Here is a 15887-nt window from a genome sequence, read left to right as displayed (position 1 = left end):
TGAAGCAGCAACAACCAAACCGGTAGCAGCAGCAAAAAACATGCCGGATGCCAATACAGGAACCGAGGGACTGACAGGAGTCCAGAAAGCAGCGATACTTCTGATCACCTTAGGACCTGAAAGGTCTGCGGATATATTCAAGCATCTGAAGGAGGATGAAATAGAGGAGCTGACGCTTGAGATTGCTAATACTCGAAGCGTTTCTCCTCAGGTCAAGGATGCCGTCATAAATGAATTCTATCAGATCTGCCTGGCACAGCAGTATATTGCAGAGGGTGGTATCGGATATGCCAGGGAGCTTCTTGAGACAGCTCTTGGCTCGGACAAGGCACAGGAGGTAATAAACAAGCTTACTGCATCTCTTCAGGTACGTCCGTTCGAATTTATCAGGAAGACAGAGCCGTCTCAGGTACTAAACTTCATTCAGGACGAGCATCCTCAGACGATCGCTATGATACTTTCATATCTGCCTCCGACACAGGCTTCTATGATACTCGGTGCGCTTTCTCCTGAAAAGCAGGCAGATGTAGCCAAAAGGATTGCTCTTATGGACCGTACCTCACCAGAGGTGATAAAGGAGGTCGAGAGAGTGCTCGAAAGAAAGCTTTCAAGCCTTATCAATCAGGACTACACCTCTGCCGGTGGAGTCGATGCAACCGTCGCCATCCTTAATGCTGTAGACAGAGGTACAGAGAAGCGCATAATGGAATCTCTAGAGATTGAGGAGCCGGAACTTGCAGAGGAGATCAGGAAGAAGATGTTTGTCTTCGAGGATATCCTGCTTCTCGACGACCGTTCTATCCAGAGAGTTCTCCGCGATGTGGAGAACCAGGATCTCGAATATGCACTCAAGGGAACTAACGAGGATGTGCAGAATGCTATCTTCAAGAACCTTTCCTCTCGTCTGTCTGCTATGATAAAGGAAGATATGGAATATATGGGACCTCTTCGTATGAAGGATGTAGAGGAGGCCCAGCAGAAGATCGTTGGCGTCATAAGGCGGCTTGAGGACAGCGGCGAGATCATTATCTCCAGAGGAGGAGGTGATGACCTGGTTGTATAATATATATCATGGAAGCATATTATCGGATCAGAAGGTAACTATAGATTCCAACGCCAGAATAAAAAGCTGCCTGGAGGCAGCCAGAAGAAAGGCATCCGAAGAAAAGCGCCGCGAGGAAAGGATGGCTATAGACTCCTTTATAGCATCCCTGCCAAGGGACGATTCAGATCTGCCTGTGCTTGAAAAGGATCAGAGCGGGAATTATATAATCCCTGCAGGTAAGGACGGAGAGCCGCTTCTTACTGCAGATGAAAACGGACATCCGCTGATCAGGCAGGAGGAAGAAGCTTGCCAGAAGGCACAAGATCCCCTTCCTGAAGAGACCATAAGCCAGCAAAGAGACCAGATCCTGTCTGAGGCAAGACAGGAGGCAGACCAGATCATAGCTAAGGCAAAGGAGGAGGCCGATGGCCTCTTTGAAAACACAGCCATGAAGGCTCAGCAAAAGGGCTATAACGACGGTCTGGTAAAGGGTCAGGCTGAGTATCAGGAAAAGCTCGATGCCGTAAGGCAGAGGGAAAACGATCTTGATGAGCAGTACCAAAGAAAGGCAGAGTCTCTCGAAAAGGATGTGCTTGATGCAGTAATAGATGTCGTATCAAAGGCCTTTGATATAGAGTATTCGGATGACAGCGGTCTATTGCTTAAGCAGATAGATAACTGTCTTAATCATATAGAGCATTCAAAGAATATCCTTATCAGGGTAAATGAAAAGAACTATTCCCTTCTCCAGTCCAAAAAGGATCTGATAACAGATAAGCTAGGAGACAGTGTGAACGTGGAGCTGGCCAAGGATCCTCTGCTTTCCGACGGAAGTGGAATGATAGAGACCGACGGCGGAGTATATGATGTTTCGATAGATACTGAGTTTTCTAACCTGATCAAGCGGATCAGGCTCTTGTCGATATAGGGAAGAAGGGATTCTTCCCGTTTTTTATGATTGAGGAGCAGATGGACGTTTCAAGGTTTATCGAGGCTCTGGATGAGCCCCTTTATGATGAGCTGGGCAGAGTGACAAAAGTAGTAGGGCTTACTATAGAATCCGTCGGACCAGGTGCAAGGCTTAATGATCTTTGTATGATAGAGACTGCCACAGGCTCTAAGGTCATGGCAGAGGTAGTAGGCTTTAATGACAAGAAGCTTATTCTTATGCCATTTGAAGCAACAGAAGGCATAAGCGTAGGCTCAGTCGTTAAAAACACCGGAAAGCCACTATCGATCCCTGTTGGCGATGCCCTTCTGGGTCATACAGTAGACGGAATAGGACGGATAGAGGACCTGGGACCAGACGAGGAATATCCTGTATTTGACCAGGAGTATCCTGTAGAGGCTGATCCGCCAGACCCAATGTCAAGAGTCATTATAAGTGAAGTCCTTCCACTTGGAGTTAAGGCTGTAGATGGCCTTATCACAGTAGGTAAGGGACAGCGTATAGGTATCTTCGCAGGCTCAGGAGTCGGTAAATCGACTCTTATGGGAATGTTTGCAAGGAATACAAGGGCCGAGATCAATGTAATAGCGCTCATCGGAGAGCGCGGAAGAGAGGTCCGGGAATTCGTCGAGCACGACCTGGGTCCAGAGGGTATGGCGAGATCGGTTGTCGTTGTAGCGACCTCTGACAAGCCGGCCCTTATCAGGCAGAAGGCTGCAAAGACGGCTACAGCTATAGCTGAGTATTTCAGGGATCAGGGGAAGGATGTCCTTCTTATGATGGACTCCCTTACCAGATTCTGTATGGCACAAAGAGAGATAGGCCTGGCAAGCGGAGAGCCGCCAGTCACAAGAGGATATCCGCCTTCTATCTATGCCCAGCTGCCAAGACTATTAGAAAGAGCCGGCAATGCAGAGAGAGGCTCTATTACAGGACTGTATACTGTGCTTGTCGACGGAGATGATTTCAATGAGCCGATAACCGATACAGCCAGAAGTATACTTGACGGCCATATTGTGCTCAATAGAAAGCTTGCCCAGAAGAATCATTATCCGGCAATAGATGTGCTGGCCTCCATATCCAGGGTCATGAGCGCAATTGCCAAAGGGCCGCACAAGAGGGCTGCAGGTCAGCTTAAGAATGTTATGGCAACCTATGCTGAGGCAGAGGATCTGATCAATATAGGAGCCTATAAGAAGGGATCCAATCCCAATATAGACTTCGCTATCTCAAAGATCGGAGAGGTCAATGATTTCCTGCTACAGGGTACAGACCAGAAGTTTTCTTTCGAGGAGATAGTAGATATGCTTCTTGAGATCTTTCCTCAGGAGGAGAATAAAGAGGAGGCATAAGGACGGCAGATGGCTAAATTTATATACCGGATGCAGAATATCCTGAACTTAAAGCAGATGCTCGAGTCTCAGGAGAAGGCAGAGTTTGCCCTTGCAGCGGCAAGGGAAAGCGAGGAGAGAAGGAAGCTTTCTGCGCTTTTTATTAGAAAAAGTGATTATGAAAAAAGCCTTGCTGTCTCACTTGACTCTGATCAGATAGACCTAAAGGAAGTAAACTTCTACCGGGACGCGGTAAGGACCATAAAGTCCATGATACGTGACCAGATGTTTGAGGTAAAGAAGGCCCAGCAGGCTCTTGATATGGAAAGAGAAAAGCTAGACCTTGCCATGAAGGAGAGGAAGACCCAGGAAAAGCTTAAGGAAAAGGCCTTTGACAGCTTTAAGCAGGAGCTTGCCTCTACAGAGAACAAGATAAATGATGAGCTTACAAGCTACAGATATTCAGGCAGGAATTGATAGGAGACAGCAGCTATGGCAGATCCCAGAGAGGAAAAGGGAAGGAAGACTTCGGAGGATTCAAAGAAGGCCGACAGCTCTTCCAAAAAGAAAAATAAAAGATCAGACGGGGACGGAGATGATCCTGATTCAAAGGGATCAGGAGCGGTAGTAGCTCTTGCGGGTATAATCATCCTTTTGGTCTGGCTTGCGATAATTGCTATAATAGTAAGGATGGACGTAGGAGGGATAGGCACAATGCTTTCCCCCTATCTAAGGAATGTCCCGGTCGTAAACAAGATCCTTCCGCAGAATAAACAGACCGAGAAGTCCTCATCGGAAAACGATCCTTATGCATTTTCATCGATGCAGGAGGCTGTAGCAAGGGTAAAGCAGCTTGAAAAGGAAAATGCCTCGCTAAAGAAGCAGGTGGATGCAGCTGCCACGTCATCAACGGATCTTGCAGCAGCAAAAAAGCAGCTTAAGAAATATCAGAAAAATGAGAAGAAGTTCGAGCAGGAGAAGGAGGACTTCTACGAAAAGGTAGTATATTCGGATAAGGCTCCTGATATCAGTAACTATAAGAGCTACTACGAGGAAATAGAGCCCGAGAATGCAGAGAAAATCTATAAGCAGGTGGTTTCTGACCTGCAGAGCGATAAGAAGATGAGCGACTATGCCAAGACATATTCGGCTATGAAGCCACAGGAGGCAGCGGATATCTTCGATAAGATGACCAACAACCTGAAGCTTGTCGCAAAGATACTTAATGCTATGGACACGGATTCAAGAGGAGCAGTACTTGGAAAGATGGACAAGGATACTGCTGCAGCAGTTACAAAGATAATGAATCCGTCATGATAATGCTTGTCCCTTCTGCCTGTAAACTTTTTCAGGCAGAAGCCGATATATAAAATGAAGTAAAGCTTATACTAAGGAAAGGATGGTGCCAATGAAGCCACAGGGTGTGATAAATGTCCCTGTAGAAAACGGTAAGGCCTTAAAGTCAAAAGTCTCAAGGCAGGATAATTCTTCCGGAGCGGATTTCATAGCGGTCATGAATGACCTGTCTATAGATCTGAAAGGAAGTAAGGATACTGCATCAGAGAGCAGAGCTGACAGGACTTCTGGTGACAATGGAAGAACTTCTTATACAAAAGAGGATCTGAAGCTGTCCGTCTCATACAATAAGAGATCAGATCCTTCTCTGATAAAGCAGACTGACAAAAGCGCCCCTACCGATACAAGGACAAAAGACAAGGACATATCGACCGAGCAGACATCCGTAAGGACTAAGGATGATAAGAGGTCAGACAAGGGAAAGGAGATAAAGGACCAGGACAAAAAAACAGACATAAAAAATCCAGCAGATAAGGATAAGGACACGGGTATATCCGGACCGGAAACGGAAGATATTACAGTGGATGAAGCCAAAGCCACGGATGACTTTACTTCGAATATTCTTACTACAATTGGAAAGGACACAGGTTCAAGCGAGCAGTCAGTAAAGGATGCAATGGAAAAGCTTGGCCTTACAGTCACAGATCTTTTCAACCCATCAAATGCAGCAAAACTTTATATGAATCTCACAGGTCAGGACACCTCTGATATCCTGACATCAGATGATTTTTCAACCTTTCTTGATGATCTATCACAGGCTCTGACGGATCTGCCTGCTGAAATGGCAGGAGCGGCTGAGATGACATATGACATCGCATCAGATGATCCTTCCATGTCATTTGCCACTCCTTCTGCCAATGACTCTATGAGCGGGACTGATGGGTCAGCAGATACGGTAAATGTAAAGGTCGTTAATGCAGTAACAGTAGAAGAGACTTCTTCTGATGATAAGGCAGTGACGACTGAAGCGGCCACAGATACTGACGGGACAGCTTCTGATACGATGGTAAAGCAGAATGAAAATATAAGTCAGGGCACTGATAAGGGCAAGTCACCTGACCAGTACCAGGGCAATCCTTCCGATACAGAGGGGAATCCTTCTATGTCAGATAAGGGAGGAGGCGCCGCTAAGACCACAGAGACAGAAAATGTCACTCTGACCCAGAATACAGTAAGCTCACAGACTGTCAGGTCATTTACAGAGACGATCACCTCTGCTCTTAAGTACACAGATATCAATGCAGATAATCTGATACAGCAGATAGCAGAAAAAGTAAAGGAAGCTAAGGGAGCTGCGGTAAAGAGCCTTGAAATGGAGCTTAATCCAGCAAGCCTTGGAAAGATCTTCCTTCAGGTGTCAGAGAAGAGCGGAGATGTAAGCGCTCATCTCTATGCACAGAATGAGGCAGTCCGTCATGCTCTTGAGAACAGACTCTCAGATCTAAGGGAAGAGCTCAACAAGCAGGGAGTCAGGGTAAACGAGGTCACAATCTCAGTAGAGCCTCATGCATTTACAGACGAGGGAGCTGATTTCGGGCAGTCTCTTTCTGATCAGGGAGGAGACTATAAGGGCAGAAGAGGAGAGCATATGTCAGGATCATTAAGTGGCAGCGCCTTTTCTGACACTGACAGCATTGAGGAGACAAGGGAAGAGATCCTTCATTCCATGATGAAGGACAATGGAAATACGCTAAGCTACCTGGCTTGATAATATTGGAGGTAAATGCGCTATGATGCGTTCACTTTTTTCCGGCGTAGCCGGACTTAAAACCCATCAGCAGAGGATGGATGTAATCGGTAACAATATAGCTAATGTAAATACAACGGCCTTCAAGTCGTCATCTACTACATTTCAGGACATAATGTACCAGACCATGTCTGATGCTTCAGGCGGAAATGCAAAAAGAGGAGGAATAAACCCCCGTCAGATAGGACTTGGAGTTACCACAGCTGCGACAAAGGTCTCCGTTTCCACCTCAGGAGCCGCAGAGACTACAAACGATGGATTCGATCTGCGTCTCTCAGATACAAGCTCTACAAACTTCTTTATAGTAAATACTGGCGCCAAGAATGTATTCACCCGTGCCGGAAGCTTCTATGTAGATCCAAACGGATATCTGTCGATGACCTCGACAGGATATCATGTGATGGGATGGCAGGCAGACAAGGAAAACGGGACCATAAAGAAGGATACAGTAAGCGCACTTCGTCTTATGGATCCTGCAAACCAGACCTCAGAGCCTGAATATACATCACAGGCACATCTTTCAGGTATTATAGATGCAAATGATGCAAATGTAGAGAGCACCGACGGACTTCCTTTAAGCATGACCTTCTATGACAGTCTGGGCTATGCCTATACTGCCAAGTTCGCTGTAAAGAAGGGCGATGACGCTGATTCTAGCGGCAAGATAATGGGAAGCGACGGAACGCAGACAAAGGCTGATAATGGTTATACCATAGAGCTTACATCTATTACGTCTGATTCCAATGTGGACTCAGAGGGCAATCCTATCGACCTCTTGAAGAATTATATTGATACCCAGAAAGCAGCCGGAAAGACAGAGCTTGAGGCAAAGGAGGCCCTGTTTGGAAGTAAGAATGGATACAGTATAGATACATTTAAGGTAGATGCTTCATCTGATTTCAGATATGATGCTGCTACAAAGTCAATAGTAAAGGGAAACGGTTCAAGTCAGGTTTCTGCAACAGTAGAAAGCATACTTACTGCTGCAAATGGAACTGACGGACTGAATTCCACAGTAGATTTTAAGAGCGCGGATACAACGAATACCACTACTCAGAAGTATCAGATCACAAAGATCTTCTCTGGACTTCAGAGCGCTTTAAGCAATTATTATACTACCGACAAGGACGGAAAGACTACAGCAATAGCCGGTAAAGATCCCGCATTTTCTTTTGATGCTACGTCACAAACACTGAAAATACGTACAAATGCTGCAAACTACGATGTGATGTTTAAGTCATCTGATGGAACCTTCGACAGCATAAGCGGAAGAACTACATCTACATCAAATACTGCAACAGGCGGAAAGGCGATCCGTGATCTTGGTACCGGAGCAAGCTCTGTAAAGCTCAATGCAAATCTGCTTGGCAACCAGTTCAGCTCTGACGGTATCACGCTCGACTTTACAAGTCTTCTTAATTACAACAACGGAGGCTCATCTACCGCATCGATCGACGGAGGGACCATCTCTGATTCATCTAACGGAGCAGGAAGGAAGAAGGGAAGTCTTAACGGACTTTCAGTTTCTACAGATGGTAAGATCTACGGATCCTATACAAACGGTAATACCGAGCTTTTGGGACAGATCTCAACGACTCAGTTTGCCAATGCGAGCGGACTAGAAAGCCTTGGAAATAACTGCTACGGAGAGACCCTTAACTCAGGAAGCTTCGATGGCATAGGACAGGACATAACCTCTGACGGAAGCTCGATAAACTCAGGACAGCTTGAGATGAGTAATGTGGATCTGGCTCAGGAGTTTACAGAGATGATCACGACCCAGCGTGGATTCCAGGCCAACTCAAGGATCATCACGGTATCTGATACCCTTCTCGAGGAACTCACCAACCTTAAGAGATAAGCTTTAAGGAGACAGGATTATGGGATTTACAGTTGATGTTTCAGACGGAAAGGTCACAGGAAACAAGGCCTATGATGTCGTAGAAAACAAGAATAAAAGTAAAGCCTCGACCAAAAAGTCGAAGACTCAGGAGACAAAGGATATGTTCATGAAGCTTTTAGTAGCAGAGATGAAGTACCAGAATCCCCTTGAGCCAACTGATAATACCGAGTATGTCAAGGAAATGGCCAGCTTCTCACAGGTTGAGGCACTTGAGAATGTATCCGATGATATGGAACAGATGCGAGGCACTTCACTCGTGGGAAAGGTAGTTACAGCCACAGACGACGATGGAAATGCAACTACCGGAAAGGTGGAATACACCTATAAGAAGGATGGAGAGACCTATCTGCATCTTATGGATAAGGACTTTAAGCTGTCTCAGATTACAGGCAGTCAGGACAGTGATTATTACACGGCAAGCACCCTGCTTTCTACTATAAATGAGGAGCTCTCAGAGCTTCCATCCGCAAGTAAGCTTACAAAGGCTGATACCGACAAGGTATACAATCTGGCAAAGATCTACAATGCCATGTCTACCTATGAGCAGTCTTTCATACCGAATTCTACGGTAAAGACCATAGAGGAGCTTGTGGCAGCAGCCAATAAACTCACAGGAAAGGACAAGACCGCAGGCAGCTTTGAGGACAGTTCTTCTGATAAGACCTCAACGGATAAGACATCAGAAAAAGCTTCATCTGATACGACAGCAGAGGTGGAAGCATCTGATACGACAGAAAAGACGGCAGCAGAAGCAGACTCAAAAGCTTCCACAGAAAAGGCATCAGAGGATGCCTCGTCCAATGGCTCTGATGGAAGTACGGACAAAAAGGACTTATAAGGATGATAGTAGAAAGGAGGCATGAGCATGAGTGGCATACAGAAGTACTCCTCGATAGAACAGGCAATAGGACTCTATCAGTCAGGCAATAATAAAAGGACAAATAAGGACCAGACAGGAAAGAGCTTTCAGTCAGTACTCGATCAGGTCTCATCACTTACCTTCTCCAAGCATGCCTCCGAGCGTCTCGAGCAGAGGGATATAAGCCTTTCTGACGAGCAGAGCAAAAGACTTGAGGACGGAGTGGATAAGGCAGAAAAGAAGGGAATAAAGGATTCCCTGGTGCTTATGGATTCACTGGCCTTTATAGTAAATGTACCCAGTCATACAGTGATCACTGCCTTAGACAGCGATGAATCAAAGGACAAGGCCTTTACTAATATAGATGGGGCAGTGATAGTATAGGTGACAGGCCGGCTAAGGGACAGGCTTTAAAAGAGCCTGTTCTTTTTTGCGCCCCATGAGGCTTTATTTTCTCTTTGGCAAATAGCAGAATAGCTTTATAGAACAAAAGCTTGTGATCTTGCTTACCACAAGAACTAGATTTTTTTTTGAAAACTTTACAAAAAGTTGATAAATAATGGTAGACAAATGGTGCTTATTCTAGTAATATATTAAGAGGCAAAAGAATAAGCTTATATTTTACGGGGGTAAGACAGTGGATATAGCTTCGTTAGCCGGCCTTGCGGTCGGTATTGTAATGCTCTTATATGGTATCATCTCTTCAGGTGCCAAGGTGATGACCTACGTCGATTTACCATCGGTGATCATCACGATCGGAGGTTCTCTGGCTTCGGTCATGACCAGTAACAAGCTTCCGGACTTCATAAACGCCCTCAAGGTAGGACTTCAGAAGGCTATAAAGGAGCCTGAGAACGGCGATCCGAAGGCGATCATCACGACCATCCTTGACATGGCCAATGTGGCCCGTAAGGACGGGCTATTAGCACTAGAGGGAGTGGCGAACGACATATCAGACGAGTTCTTGAAGAAGGGCGTGATGCTTGTCGTAGATGGTACAGATTCAGATCTGGTAAGAGCGATCCTTGAGAATGATATGGGATCTATGACTGACCGACACAATAAGATAATCAACTTCTTCGATACCTGGGGTACCCAGTGCCCGGCATGGGGAATGATAGGAACCCTTATCGGACTTATCAACATGCTTAAGGACTTAAGTGACCCTTCCGCTATCGGACCAAATATGGCCGTGGCCCTTATCACTACATTCTACGGATCAGTGATTGCCAACTGGCTCTGCGTGCCGGTAGTAAACAAGCTTAAGATAAACAATGATAACGAGATCCTTGTAAAGACTCTGACAGTCGAGGGACTTCTGTCGATTCAGGCAGGCGAGAACCCTCGTATCATAGAGGAGAAGCTAAAGACCTTCCTTGCTCCAGCAGAGCGTGATTCAGTTGGTATTGACGCTTCAAAGGCGAAGGAAGGCGGTGAAGGCTAATGGCTTTCAAGAAGAAGCCGGATCCGCCTAAAAGCTTCCCACTCTGGCAGTCGACCTTCTCAGATCTTATGAACCTGCTTCTGTGCTTTTTCGTCCTGCTCTTTTCCATGTCTACTATCCAGCAGGATAAGCTGGAGCAGGTGGCAGCATCGATAAGCAATGCCTTTTCCATAATGCCCAGCGGAGGAGCTACTGTTTCAAACGGTAAGCTTGTATCGGCGGGCATAAGCCAGCTTCCGGATATAGCCGACTATTTCGGTGATTCCTTAAGCAAGGCTGCAAATGATAAGGGAAACAATCCAAATGGAGCCGATTCAGCCTCTGCAGACGCCTCCGAGGATCAGGGAAGTAGATCAGCAGAGAAGGAAGTAGAGAAGAAGGCTCTTTTAGAATCCGAGAAGATGGCCGAGAATGTCACAAAAGAGGCAAAGAGATACGGCATACAGAACCGGATTCAGGTGGATTTCAATGGACAGTATGTAAGGCTTACCTTAAACGGTGCCTTCCTTTTCAATACCGGAGAAAGTGAAGTGAAGAAGGGAGCCAGACCTATCATAAAAAAGGTTTCCCTGCTCCTTAATTCATATAATAACAGCCTGATAGAGGTCGAGGGATATACAGACAATGTCCCTATCCATTCAGCAAAGTACGAGGACAATAATGTCCTTTCCATGTACCGTGCCCTTAATGTGGCAAATGACATCAGGAAGTACTCAAAGCTCGATCCTGCAAAGATCTACAGCTCGGGACGAGGAGAATACAATCCTGTAGCAAGCAACAAGACACCAGAGGGAAGGGCAAGGAACCGAAGGGTTGAGATCAAGATCTATAATTCCTATAACTCAAAGAGATAGGACAGATAGATAGAAAAGAGAGAACAGATGAAAAAGAGTTTAATTACAATGATCACGCTGGCACTTGTCCTTGTGAACCTGCTGCTTACTGCCATACTTGCTGTTGCAGTACTTCCTGAGGTAAAGAATGCCAACAGCCTGATCTCCAAGGTCGCAGCTGCCATTGATCTTGACAGCGCATCAAGCGGTGATGGAGATTCCGGAACAGCAAAGGTCGCTCTTTCTGATCAGGAGTCGGTTGATATCACAGGCGATGACGGTATCACGGTAAACTTAAAGAGCGGTGATGACGGACAGGAGCATTATGCTGTAGTCAAGTTTTCACTGACTGTCAACAAGAAGGCAAAGAGCTACAAGGACAATTCAGCAGCCTTCAAGGAAGGCAGCACATCTCCGGCCAAGAATCTCGTGATACAGGCCGTTCAGCAGACACTCTCGCAGCATACTGTATCGGAGCTCAGAAGCGATCAGCAGTCTATAACTGATGAATGCACAGCTGCCGTTCAGAAGGTATTGGATAAAGAATATGTGGTTGGAGTTGTATTCACAAGCCTGACCACTCAGTAAAGAGACAGGGGTGATTTGATGAGTGATGTCCTGTCTCAGTCTGAGATCGATAACCTGCTAAGTGCCCTGAGCAAGGGTGAGGTGGATGTCGATGAGATGACAAAGGAGAAGGAGGTACAGGTCAGGGACTATGATTTCTCCAGACCGTCCAAATTCTCCAAAGAACACTTAAGGACGCTCGAAATTATTTTCGAACATTACGGAAGGCTTCTGTCGACAAATCTGCCTGTATATCTGAGGAAAAATGTACAGGTAGAGGTGATGAATTCGGAGGCCGTTACCTTTCAGGAATTCACAAACGCGCTGTCGAACCCGGTTCTTCTAGGCGTTATTGACGCTGAACCGCTAAAGGGCAATATCATCATGGAGGTGGCTACAAAGCTTGGTTTTGCCATTGTTGACCGCATGCTCGGCGGAGAAGGGCTTCCTCTCGAGAAGATCAGGGATTTTTCCGAGATCGAGCTCCTTATCATTAGGCGTGTAATGAGCAGCTGTGTCGAGCTTCTGAAGGAACCGTGGGAAAATGTATGTGATCTCCATCCCAAGCTCAACCGGATAGAGACCAATCCGCAGTTTGCCCAGATCATATCCCCATCGGAAATGATCGCCATAGTGACACTGAACCTCAAGATCGGAGAAGTGGAAGGACTCATGAATTTCTGCCTTCCATATTTGACACTTGAGCCCGTAATGGATAAACTAAATACTAAGTTCTGGTATTCCAATATGCAGGATCATGATGAGGCTGTATCATCCGAGGATATGGAGGTCCTTATCAATAAGGCTGAAATCCCTGTTACGGCAGTGCTTGGTAATTCAACGATCAGCGTAAGTGACTTTATGTCCCTGCAGAATGGTGATATCATAAGGCTCGACAGGAAGGCTGATGACGAGCTCAGCGTCTATGTTGGCTCGATGAAAAAGTTTAAGGCTCTTCCGGGCTCATACGACAAGAAGTATGCAGTCCAGATCACATCGGTAATACGAGAGGAAGAAGGTTAAATGGGAGACACAACATTATCCCAGGATGAGATCAATGCTCTGCTGAGTCAGCAGAGTGCTCAGGCATCGCCTGATCCGGCAGGCTCGCCGGTTGATAATCCTGCAGATGATTCAAATGCCCTGACAGAGAACGAAAAGGATACGATCGGCGAGATTGGCAATATAAGCATGGGCACAGCCGCCACTACACTTTTCTCTCTTGTCAATAAAAAAGTAGAGATCTCCACTCCGGTTGTTTCAACAGCCACATGGGACGATATTGTTGCAATGTACGAGCGTCCATGTGTAATGGTGAAGATCAGTTATACAAAGGGCCTTCATGGATCCAATGTTCTGATATTAAAGGAAAACGATGTCAAGATCATCACAGATCTGATGATGGGTGGTGACGGAACCAATACAGACGGAGATATTACGGAGCTTCATCTTTCCGCTATTTCCGAGGCTATGAACCAGATGATGGGTTCCGCTTCGACATCTCTTTCATCAATGCTTAATATGACAGTCGACATTTCTCCTCCCAAGTCTGATCTTTTAGATCTGACCCAGCAGATAAATGCCAGTGATATTGATGATTTCCTGAGCGGGACCTTTGTAAAGATCGAGTTCAAGATGCTGATCGGAGATCTTGTGGATTCCAAGATCATGCAGCTTTATCCGGTAAGTCTTGCCAAGGATATGTGTAATCTGGTAACAAGCAATATGGAACAGGATTCTTCCTCCACAGTAGAGGATAATTCCTTCGAGCAGCCTGCTCCCGCGCCGCATCCGGCCAGTCAGCAGACAGCTGGTAATGAGGCAGTTCACATGGCAACAAATATGGGCAATATGCCACCGCAACAGCCTGTCACAAATCCTGTAAACGTGCAGGGAGCGCAGTTTACACCGTTTGTACAGGGCATAACTCCTGCAATGTCGAATGAAAATATCGACCTGATAATGGATGTCCCGCTTGAGGTGACAGTCGAGCTTGGAAGGACACATAAGTCGATACACGATATCTTAGAGTTCGCGCCTGGTACTATAATAGAGCTCAACAAGATAGCTGGTGAGCCTGTAGATATTCTAGTAAACGGGAAGTACGTCGCCAAGGGCGAGGTGGTAGTCATAGAGGAATCATTCGGTGTAAGGATCACCGAGATTGTAAAGTAATCTAAAGGAGATAAACTAATGGGAAAGAACATACTTATCTGCGATGATGCTGCATTCATGAGGATGATGATCAAGGATATCCTTACAAAGAACGGCTATAGCGTAGTAGGTGAAGCTGAGAATGGAGTAAAGGCCATAGATATGTATTCAGAGACCAAGCCGGATCTTGTTCTTATGGATATAACGATGCCTGAAATGGATGGTATCGGTGCATTAAAGGGTATCCGCGCCAAGGATCCGAATGCAAATGTGATCATGTGCTCAGCAATGGGACAGCAGGCTATGGTAATAGAGGCTATCCAGTCCGGAGCAAAGGATTTCATTGTAAAGCCTTTCCAGGCAGAACGAGTGTTAGAGGCTGTCAAAAAGGTAATAGGGTGATCCTCTTGCAGGCCAGCAGTATATCCAGTCTGGGACAGCTTGTTGCAGCAATAGTGATGTTTGTGGTGGTAGTGGCTTTATGCTACTTTACCACCCATTTTATTGGACAATATCAGAAAAAAAAGCTATCGACCGGTAATTTTGCGATCGTGGATTCCTTTCGGATAGCGAACAATAAATTCATCGCAATAGTAAAGGCCGGGACCGACAGCTATTATATAATCGGTGTCGGAAAGGATGAGATCACACTGATCGATAAGATCGACAAGGATCAGATCAGCTTTAAGTCCTATCCTGCAGGAAAAGAACAGGTGGATTTTGGCAGATTCAGGGAGATGTTTAAGAAATATGCAGGGCGTGGCGGAAAGGATGATTCAGAGTCATGAGGAGATTTAAGAAGATTATTTTAATGATACTTCTCTGTCTGGGTCTGGGTTCTTTCTCAAGCGCCGTTTTTCTTTTCAGCACACAGAATGCATTTGCTACCAACAGCAATAATTCCAGAAAAGGGACCACAAACGAGAGGGCAGAGGCTGATGGCAGAGCTCCGGCCAACAGACAGTATGGAGGAACCGGTAATTCTCCAAACACCTCAAATGAAGTCACTGGTCCATCGCAGGGAGGCGGCTTTTCTCTTGATTTCAACGGTGACACAGGGAATCTTTCCTCTACTGTAAAGATCCTTCTGGTCCTTACTGTACTGGCTTTAGCGCCATCCATTCTAGTGATGCTTACAAGCTTTACCAGAATCATAATAGTGCTTCACTTCGTAAGGATGGCTATAGGAACCCAGACATCGCCTCCTAATCAGGTGATAATTGGTCTGGCACTTTTCCTTACCCTTTTTATAATGTGGCCAACCATTTCGACGATAAATACCCGGGCCATACAGCCGCTTGACAAGGGACAGATAACCCAGCAGGAGGCTTACAAGAGAGCCAAGGAGCCTATCAGGGAGTTCATGTACGGACAGACCCAGTCAAAGGATCTGAATCTTTTCTGTGATATTGCAGGCATAAAGTATAAGGATTATGATGATGTGCCTATGCACGTCCTGATACCCAGCTTTATCCTAAGCGAGCTTAGAAGCGCCTTTATAATGGGATTTCTGATCTATATCCCGTTTATAGTAATAGATATGGTAGTCGCATCGGTTCTTATGTCAATGGGAATGATGATGCTTCCTCCTACTACGATCTCACTTCCGTTCAAGATACTGCTTTTCATTATGGCTGACGGATGGAATCTGGTTATAGGAAGCCTTGTAAAAACCTTCCAATGACAGAGAAAGGAGACA

17 protein-coding genes are annotated in these 15887 nt (G+C 45.9%); all 17 read left to right on the top strand.

Translation table 11 applies throughout. The features are described from left to right. The first annotated feature begins 40 nt into the window (after positions 1–40). The 17 genes from fliG (at position 41) to fliP (ending at position 15872) form a co-directional block, all read left to right on the top strand. A complete protein-coding gene (gene fliG / locus ACTNCK_RS00910; RefSeq protein WP_441080514.1) occupies positions 41–1063 on the top strand; it encodes a flagellar motor switch protein FliG in 1023 nt (340 codons plus the stop codon). Then, a complete protein-coding gene (locus ACTNCK_RS00905) occupies positions 1047–1973 on the top strand; it encodes a FliH/SctL family protein (RefSeq protein ID WP_441080395.1) in 927 nt (308 codons plus the stop codon). Before fliG ends, ACTNCK_RS00905 begins: the two co-directional genes overlap by 17 nt. A 41-nt stretch (positions 1974–2014) precedes the next feature. Further along, positions 2015–3346, top strand: coding sequence for a flagellar protein export ATPase FliI (fliI, locus tag ACTNCK_RS00900; protein ID WP_441080513.1), 1332 nt, complete (start codon positions 2015–2017; stop codon positions 3344–3346). Positions 3347–3355: 9 nt separating this feature from the next. Then, positions 3356–3802 carry a flagellar export protein FliJ gene (fliJ, locus tag ACTNCK_RS00895; RefSeq protein ID WP_441080394.1) on the top strand — a complete coding sequence of 149 codons (447 nt, stop codon included), beginning with the start codon at positions 3356–3358 and terminating at the stop codon, positions 3800–3802. Positions 3803–3817: 15 nt separating this feature from the next. Further along, positions 3818–4642: a MotE family protein gene (locus ACTNCK_RS00890; RefSeq protein ID WP_441080393.1), complete on the top strand. Its 825-nt coding sequence runs from the start codon at positions 3818–3820 to the stop codon at positions 4640–4642. Positions 4643–4733: 91 nt separating this feature from the next. After that, positions 4734–6389, top strand: coding sequence for a flagellar hook-length control protein FliK (locus tag ACTNCK_RS00885; protein WP_441080392.1), 1656 nt, complete (start codon positions 4734–4736; stop codon positions 6387–6389). Positions 6390–6411: 22 nt separating this feature from the next. After that, entirely contained in the window at positions 6412–8289 is a 1878-nt protein-coding gene (locus ACTNCK_RS00880; RefSeq protein WP_441080390.1) for a flagellar hook-basal body complex protein, read from the top strand. Between the two features lie 19 nt (positions 8290–8308). Further along, positions 8309–9169, top strand: coding sequence for a flagellar hook assembly protein FlgD (locus tag ACTNCK_RS00875; RefSeq protein WP_441080388.1), 861 nt, complete (start codon positions 8309–8311; stop codon positions 9167–9169). A 27-nt stretch (positions 9170–9196) separates the two neighbouring features. After that, complete coding sequence (locus ACTNCK_RS00870; RefSeq protein WP_441080387.1) at positions 9197–9574, top strand: TIGR02530 family flagellar biosynthesis protein; 378 nt, start codon at positions 9197–9199, stop codon at positions 9572–9574. A 253-nt stretch (positions 9575–9827) separates the two neighbouring features. Then, entirely contained in the window at positions 9828–10634 is an 807-nt protein-coding gene (locus ACTNCK_RS00865; RefSeq protein ID WP_441080386.1) for a motility protein A, read from the top strand. Further along, a complete protein-coding gene (locus ACTNCK_RS00860; RefSeq protein WP_441080385.1) occupies positions 10634–11488 on the top strand; it encodes a flagellar motor protein MotB in 855 nt (284 codons plus the stop codon). The genes ACTNCK_RS00865 and ACTNCK_RS00860 overlap by 1 nt, the downstream gene beginning before the upstream one ends. A 27-nt stretch (positions 11489–11515) precedes the next feature. Further along, positions 11516–12055 carry a flagellar basal body-associated FliL family protein gene (locus tag ACTNCK_RS00855; protein ID WP_441080383.1) on the top strand — a complete coding sequence of 180 codons (540 nt, stop codon included), beginning with the start codon at positions 11516–11518 and terminating at the stop codon, positions 12053–12055. 18 nt (positions 12056–12073) lie between these two features. Further along, the gene (gene fliM, locus ACTNCK_RS00850; protein ID WP_441080382.1) at positions 12074–13057 is read left to right on the top strand and encodes a flagellar motor switch protein FliM; all 984 of its coding nucleotides are present in this window, start codon (positions 12074–12076) and stop codon (positions 13055–13057) included. Continuing rightward, a complete protein-coding gene (gene fliY, locus ACTNCK_RS00845) occupies positions 13058–14209 on the top strand; it encodes a flagellar motor switch phosphatase FliY (protein ID WP_441080381.1) in 1152 nt (383 codons plus the stop codon). It begins immediately after the preceding gene. A gap of 18 nt (positions 14210–14227) precedes the next feature. Then, the gene (locus tag ACTNCK_RS00840) at positions 14228–14590 is read left to right on the top strand and encodes a response regulator (RefSeq protein WP_441080380.1); all 363 of its coding nucleotides are present in this window, start codon (positions 14228–14230) and stop codon (positions 14588–14590) included. After that, positions 14587–14976: a flagellar biosynthetic protein FliO gene (locus ACTNCK_RS00835; protein ID WP_441080378.1), complete on the top strand. Its 390-nt coding sequence runs from the start codon at positions 14587–14589 to the stop codon at positions 14974–14976. Before ACTNCK_RS00840 ends, ACTNCK_RS00835 begins: the two co-directional genes overlap by 4 nt. Then, positions 14973–15872, top strand: a complete 900-nt coding sequence (gene fliP / locus ACTNCK_RS00830) for a flagellar type III secretion system pore protein FliP (protein ID WP_441080377.1) — start codon at positions 14973–14975, stop codon at positions 15870–15872. The genes ACTNCK_RS00835 and fliP overlap by 4 nt, the downstream gene beginning before the upstream one ends. Positions 15873–15887 lie beyond the last annotated feature (15 nt).

Origin of the sequence: Candidatus Weimeria sp. HCP3S3_B5 (genome assembly GCF_052064335.1) — a bacterium.
GTDB lineage: Bacteria > Bacillota > Clostridia > Lachnospirales > Lachnospiraceae > Weimeria.
This window is presented reverse-complemented; position numbering and strand designations above follow the sequence as displayed.

Excerpts from the sequence above, each read along its gene's own strand:
- ACTNCK_RS00860 (WP_441080385.1), top strand. The coding sequence starts at position 10,634 with ATGGCTTTCAAGAAGAAGCCGGATCCGCCTAAAAGCTTCCCACTCTGG.
- fliI (WP_441080513.1), top strand. The coding sequence starts at position 2,015 with ATGGACGTTTCAAGGTTTATCGAGGCTCTGGATGAGCCCCTTTATGAT.
- fliP (WP_441080377.1), top strand. The coding sequence starts at position 14,973 with ATGAGGAGATTTAAGAAGATTATTTTAATGATACTTCTCTGTCTGGGT.
- fliY (WP_441080381.1), top strand. The coding sequence starts at position 13,058 with ATGGGAGACACAACATTATCCCAGGATGAGATCAATGCTCTGCTGAGT.
- ACTNCK_RS00890 (WP_441080393.1), top strand. The coding sequence starts at position 3,818 with ATGGCAGATCCCAGAGAGGAAAAGGGAAGGAAGACTTCGGAGGATTCA.
- ACTNCK_RS00880 (WP_441080390.1), top strand. The coding sequence starts at position 6,412 with ATGATGCGTTCACTTTTTTCCGGCGTAGCCGGACTTAAAACCCATCAG.
- ACTNCK_RS00875 (WP_441080388.1), top strand. The coding sequence starts at position 8,309 with ATGGGATTTACAGTTGATGTTTCAGACGGAAAGGTCACAGGAAACAAG.
- fliM (WP_441080382.1), top strand. The coding sequence starts at position 12,074 with ATGAGTGATGTCCTGTCTCAGTCTGAGATCGATAACCTGCTAAGTGCC.
- fliG (WP_441080514.1), top strand. The coding sequence starts at position 41 with ATGCCGGATGCCAATACAGGAACCGAGGGACTGACAGGAGTCCAGAAA.
- ACTNCK_RS00885 (WP_441080392.1), top strand. The coding sequence starts at position 4,734 with ATGAAGCCACAGGGTGTGATAAATGTCCCTGTAGAAAACGGTAAGGCC.
- ACTNCK_RS00840 (WP_441080380.1), top strand. The coding sequence starts at position 14,228 with ATGGGAAAGAACATACTTATCTGCGATGATGCTGCATTCATGAGGATG.
- ACTNCK_RS00905 (WP_441080395.1), top strand. The coding sequence starts at position 1,047 with ATGACCTGGTTGTATAATATATATCATGGAAGCATATTATCGGATCAG.
- ACTNCK_RS00855 (WP_441080383.1), top strand. The coding sequence starts at position 11,516 with ATGAAAAAGAGTTTAATTACAATGATCACGCTGGCACTTGTCCTTGTG.
- fliJ (WP_441080394.1), top strand. The coding sequence starts at position 3,356 with ATGGCTAAATTTATATACCGGATGCAGAATATCCTGAACTTAAAGCAG.
- ACTNCK_RS00870 (WP_441080387.1), top strand. The coding sequence starts at position 9,197 with ATGAGTGGCATACAGAAGTACTCCTCGATAGAACAGGCAATAGGACTC.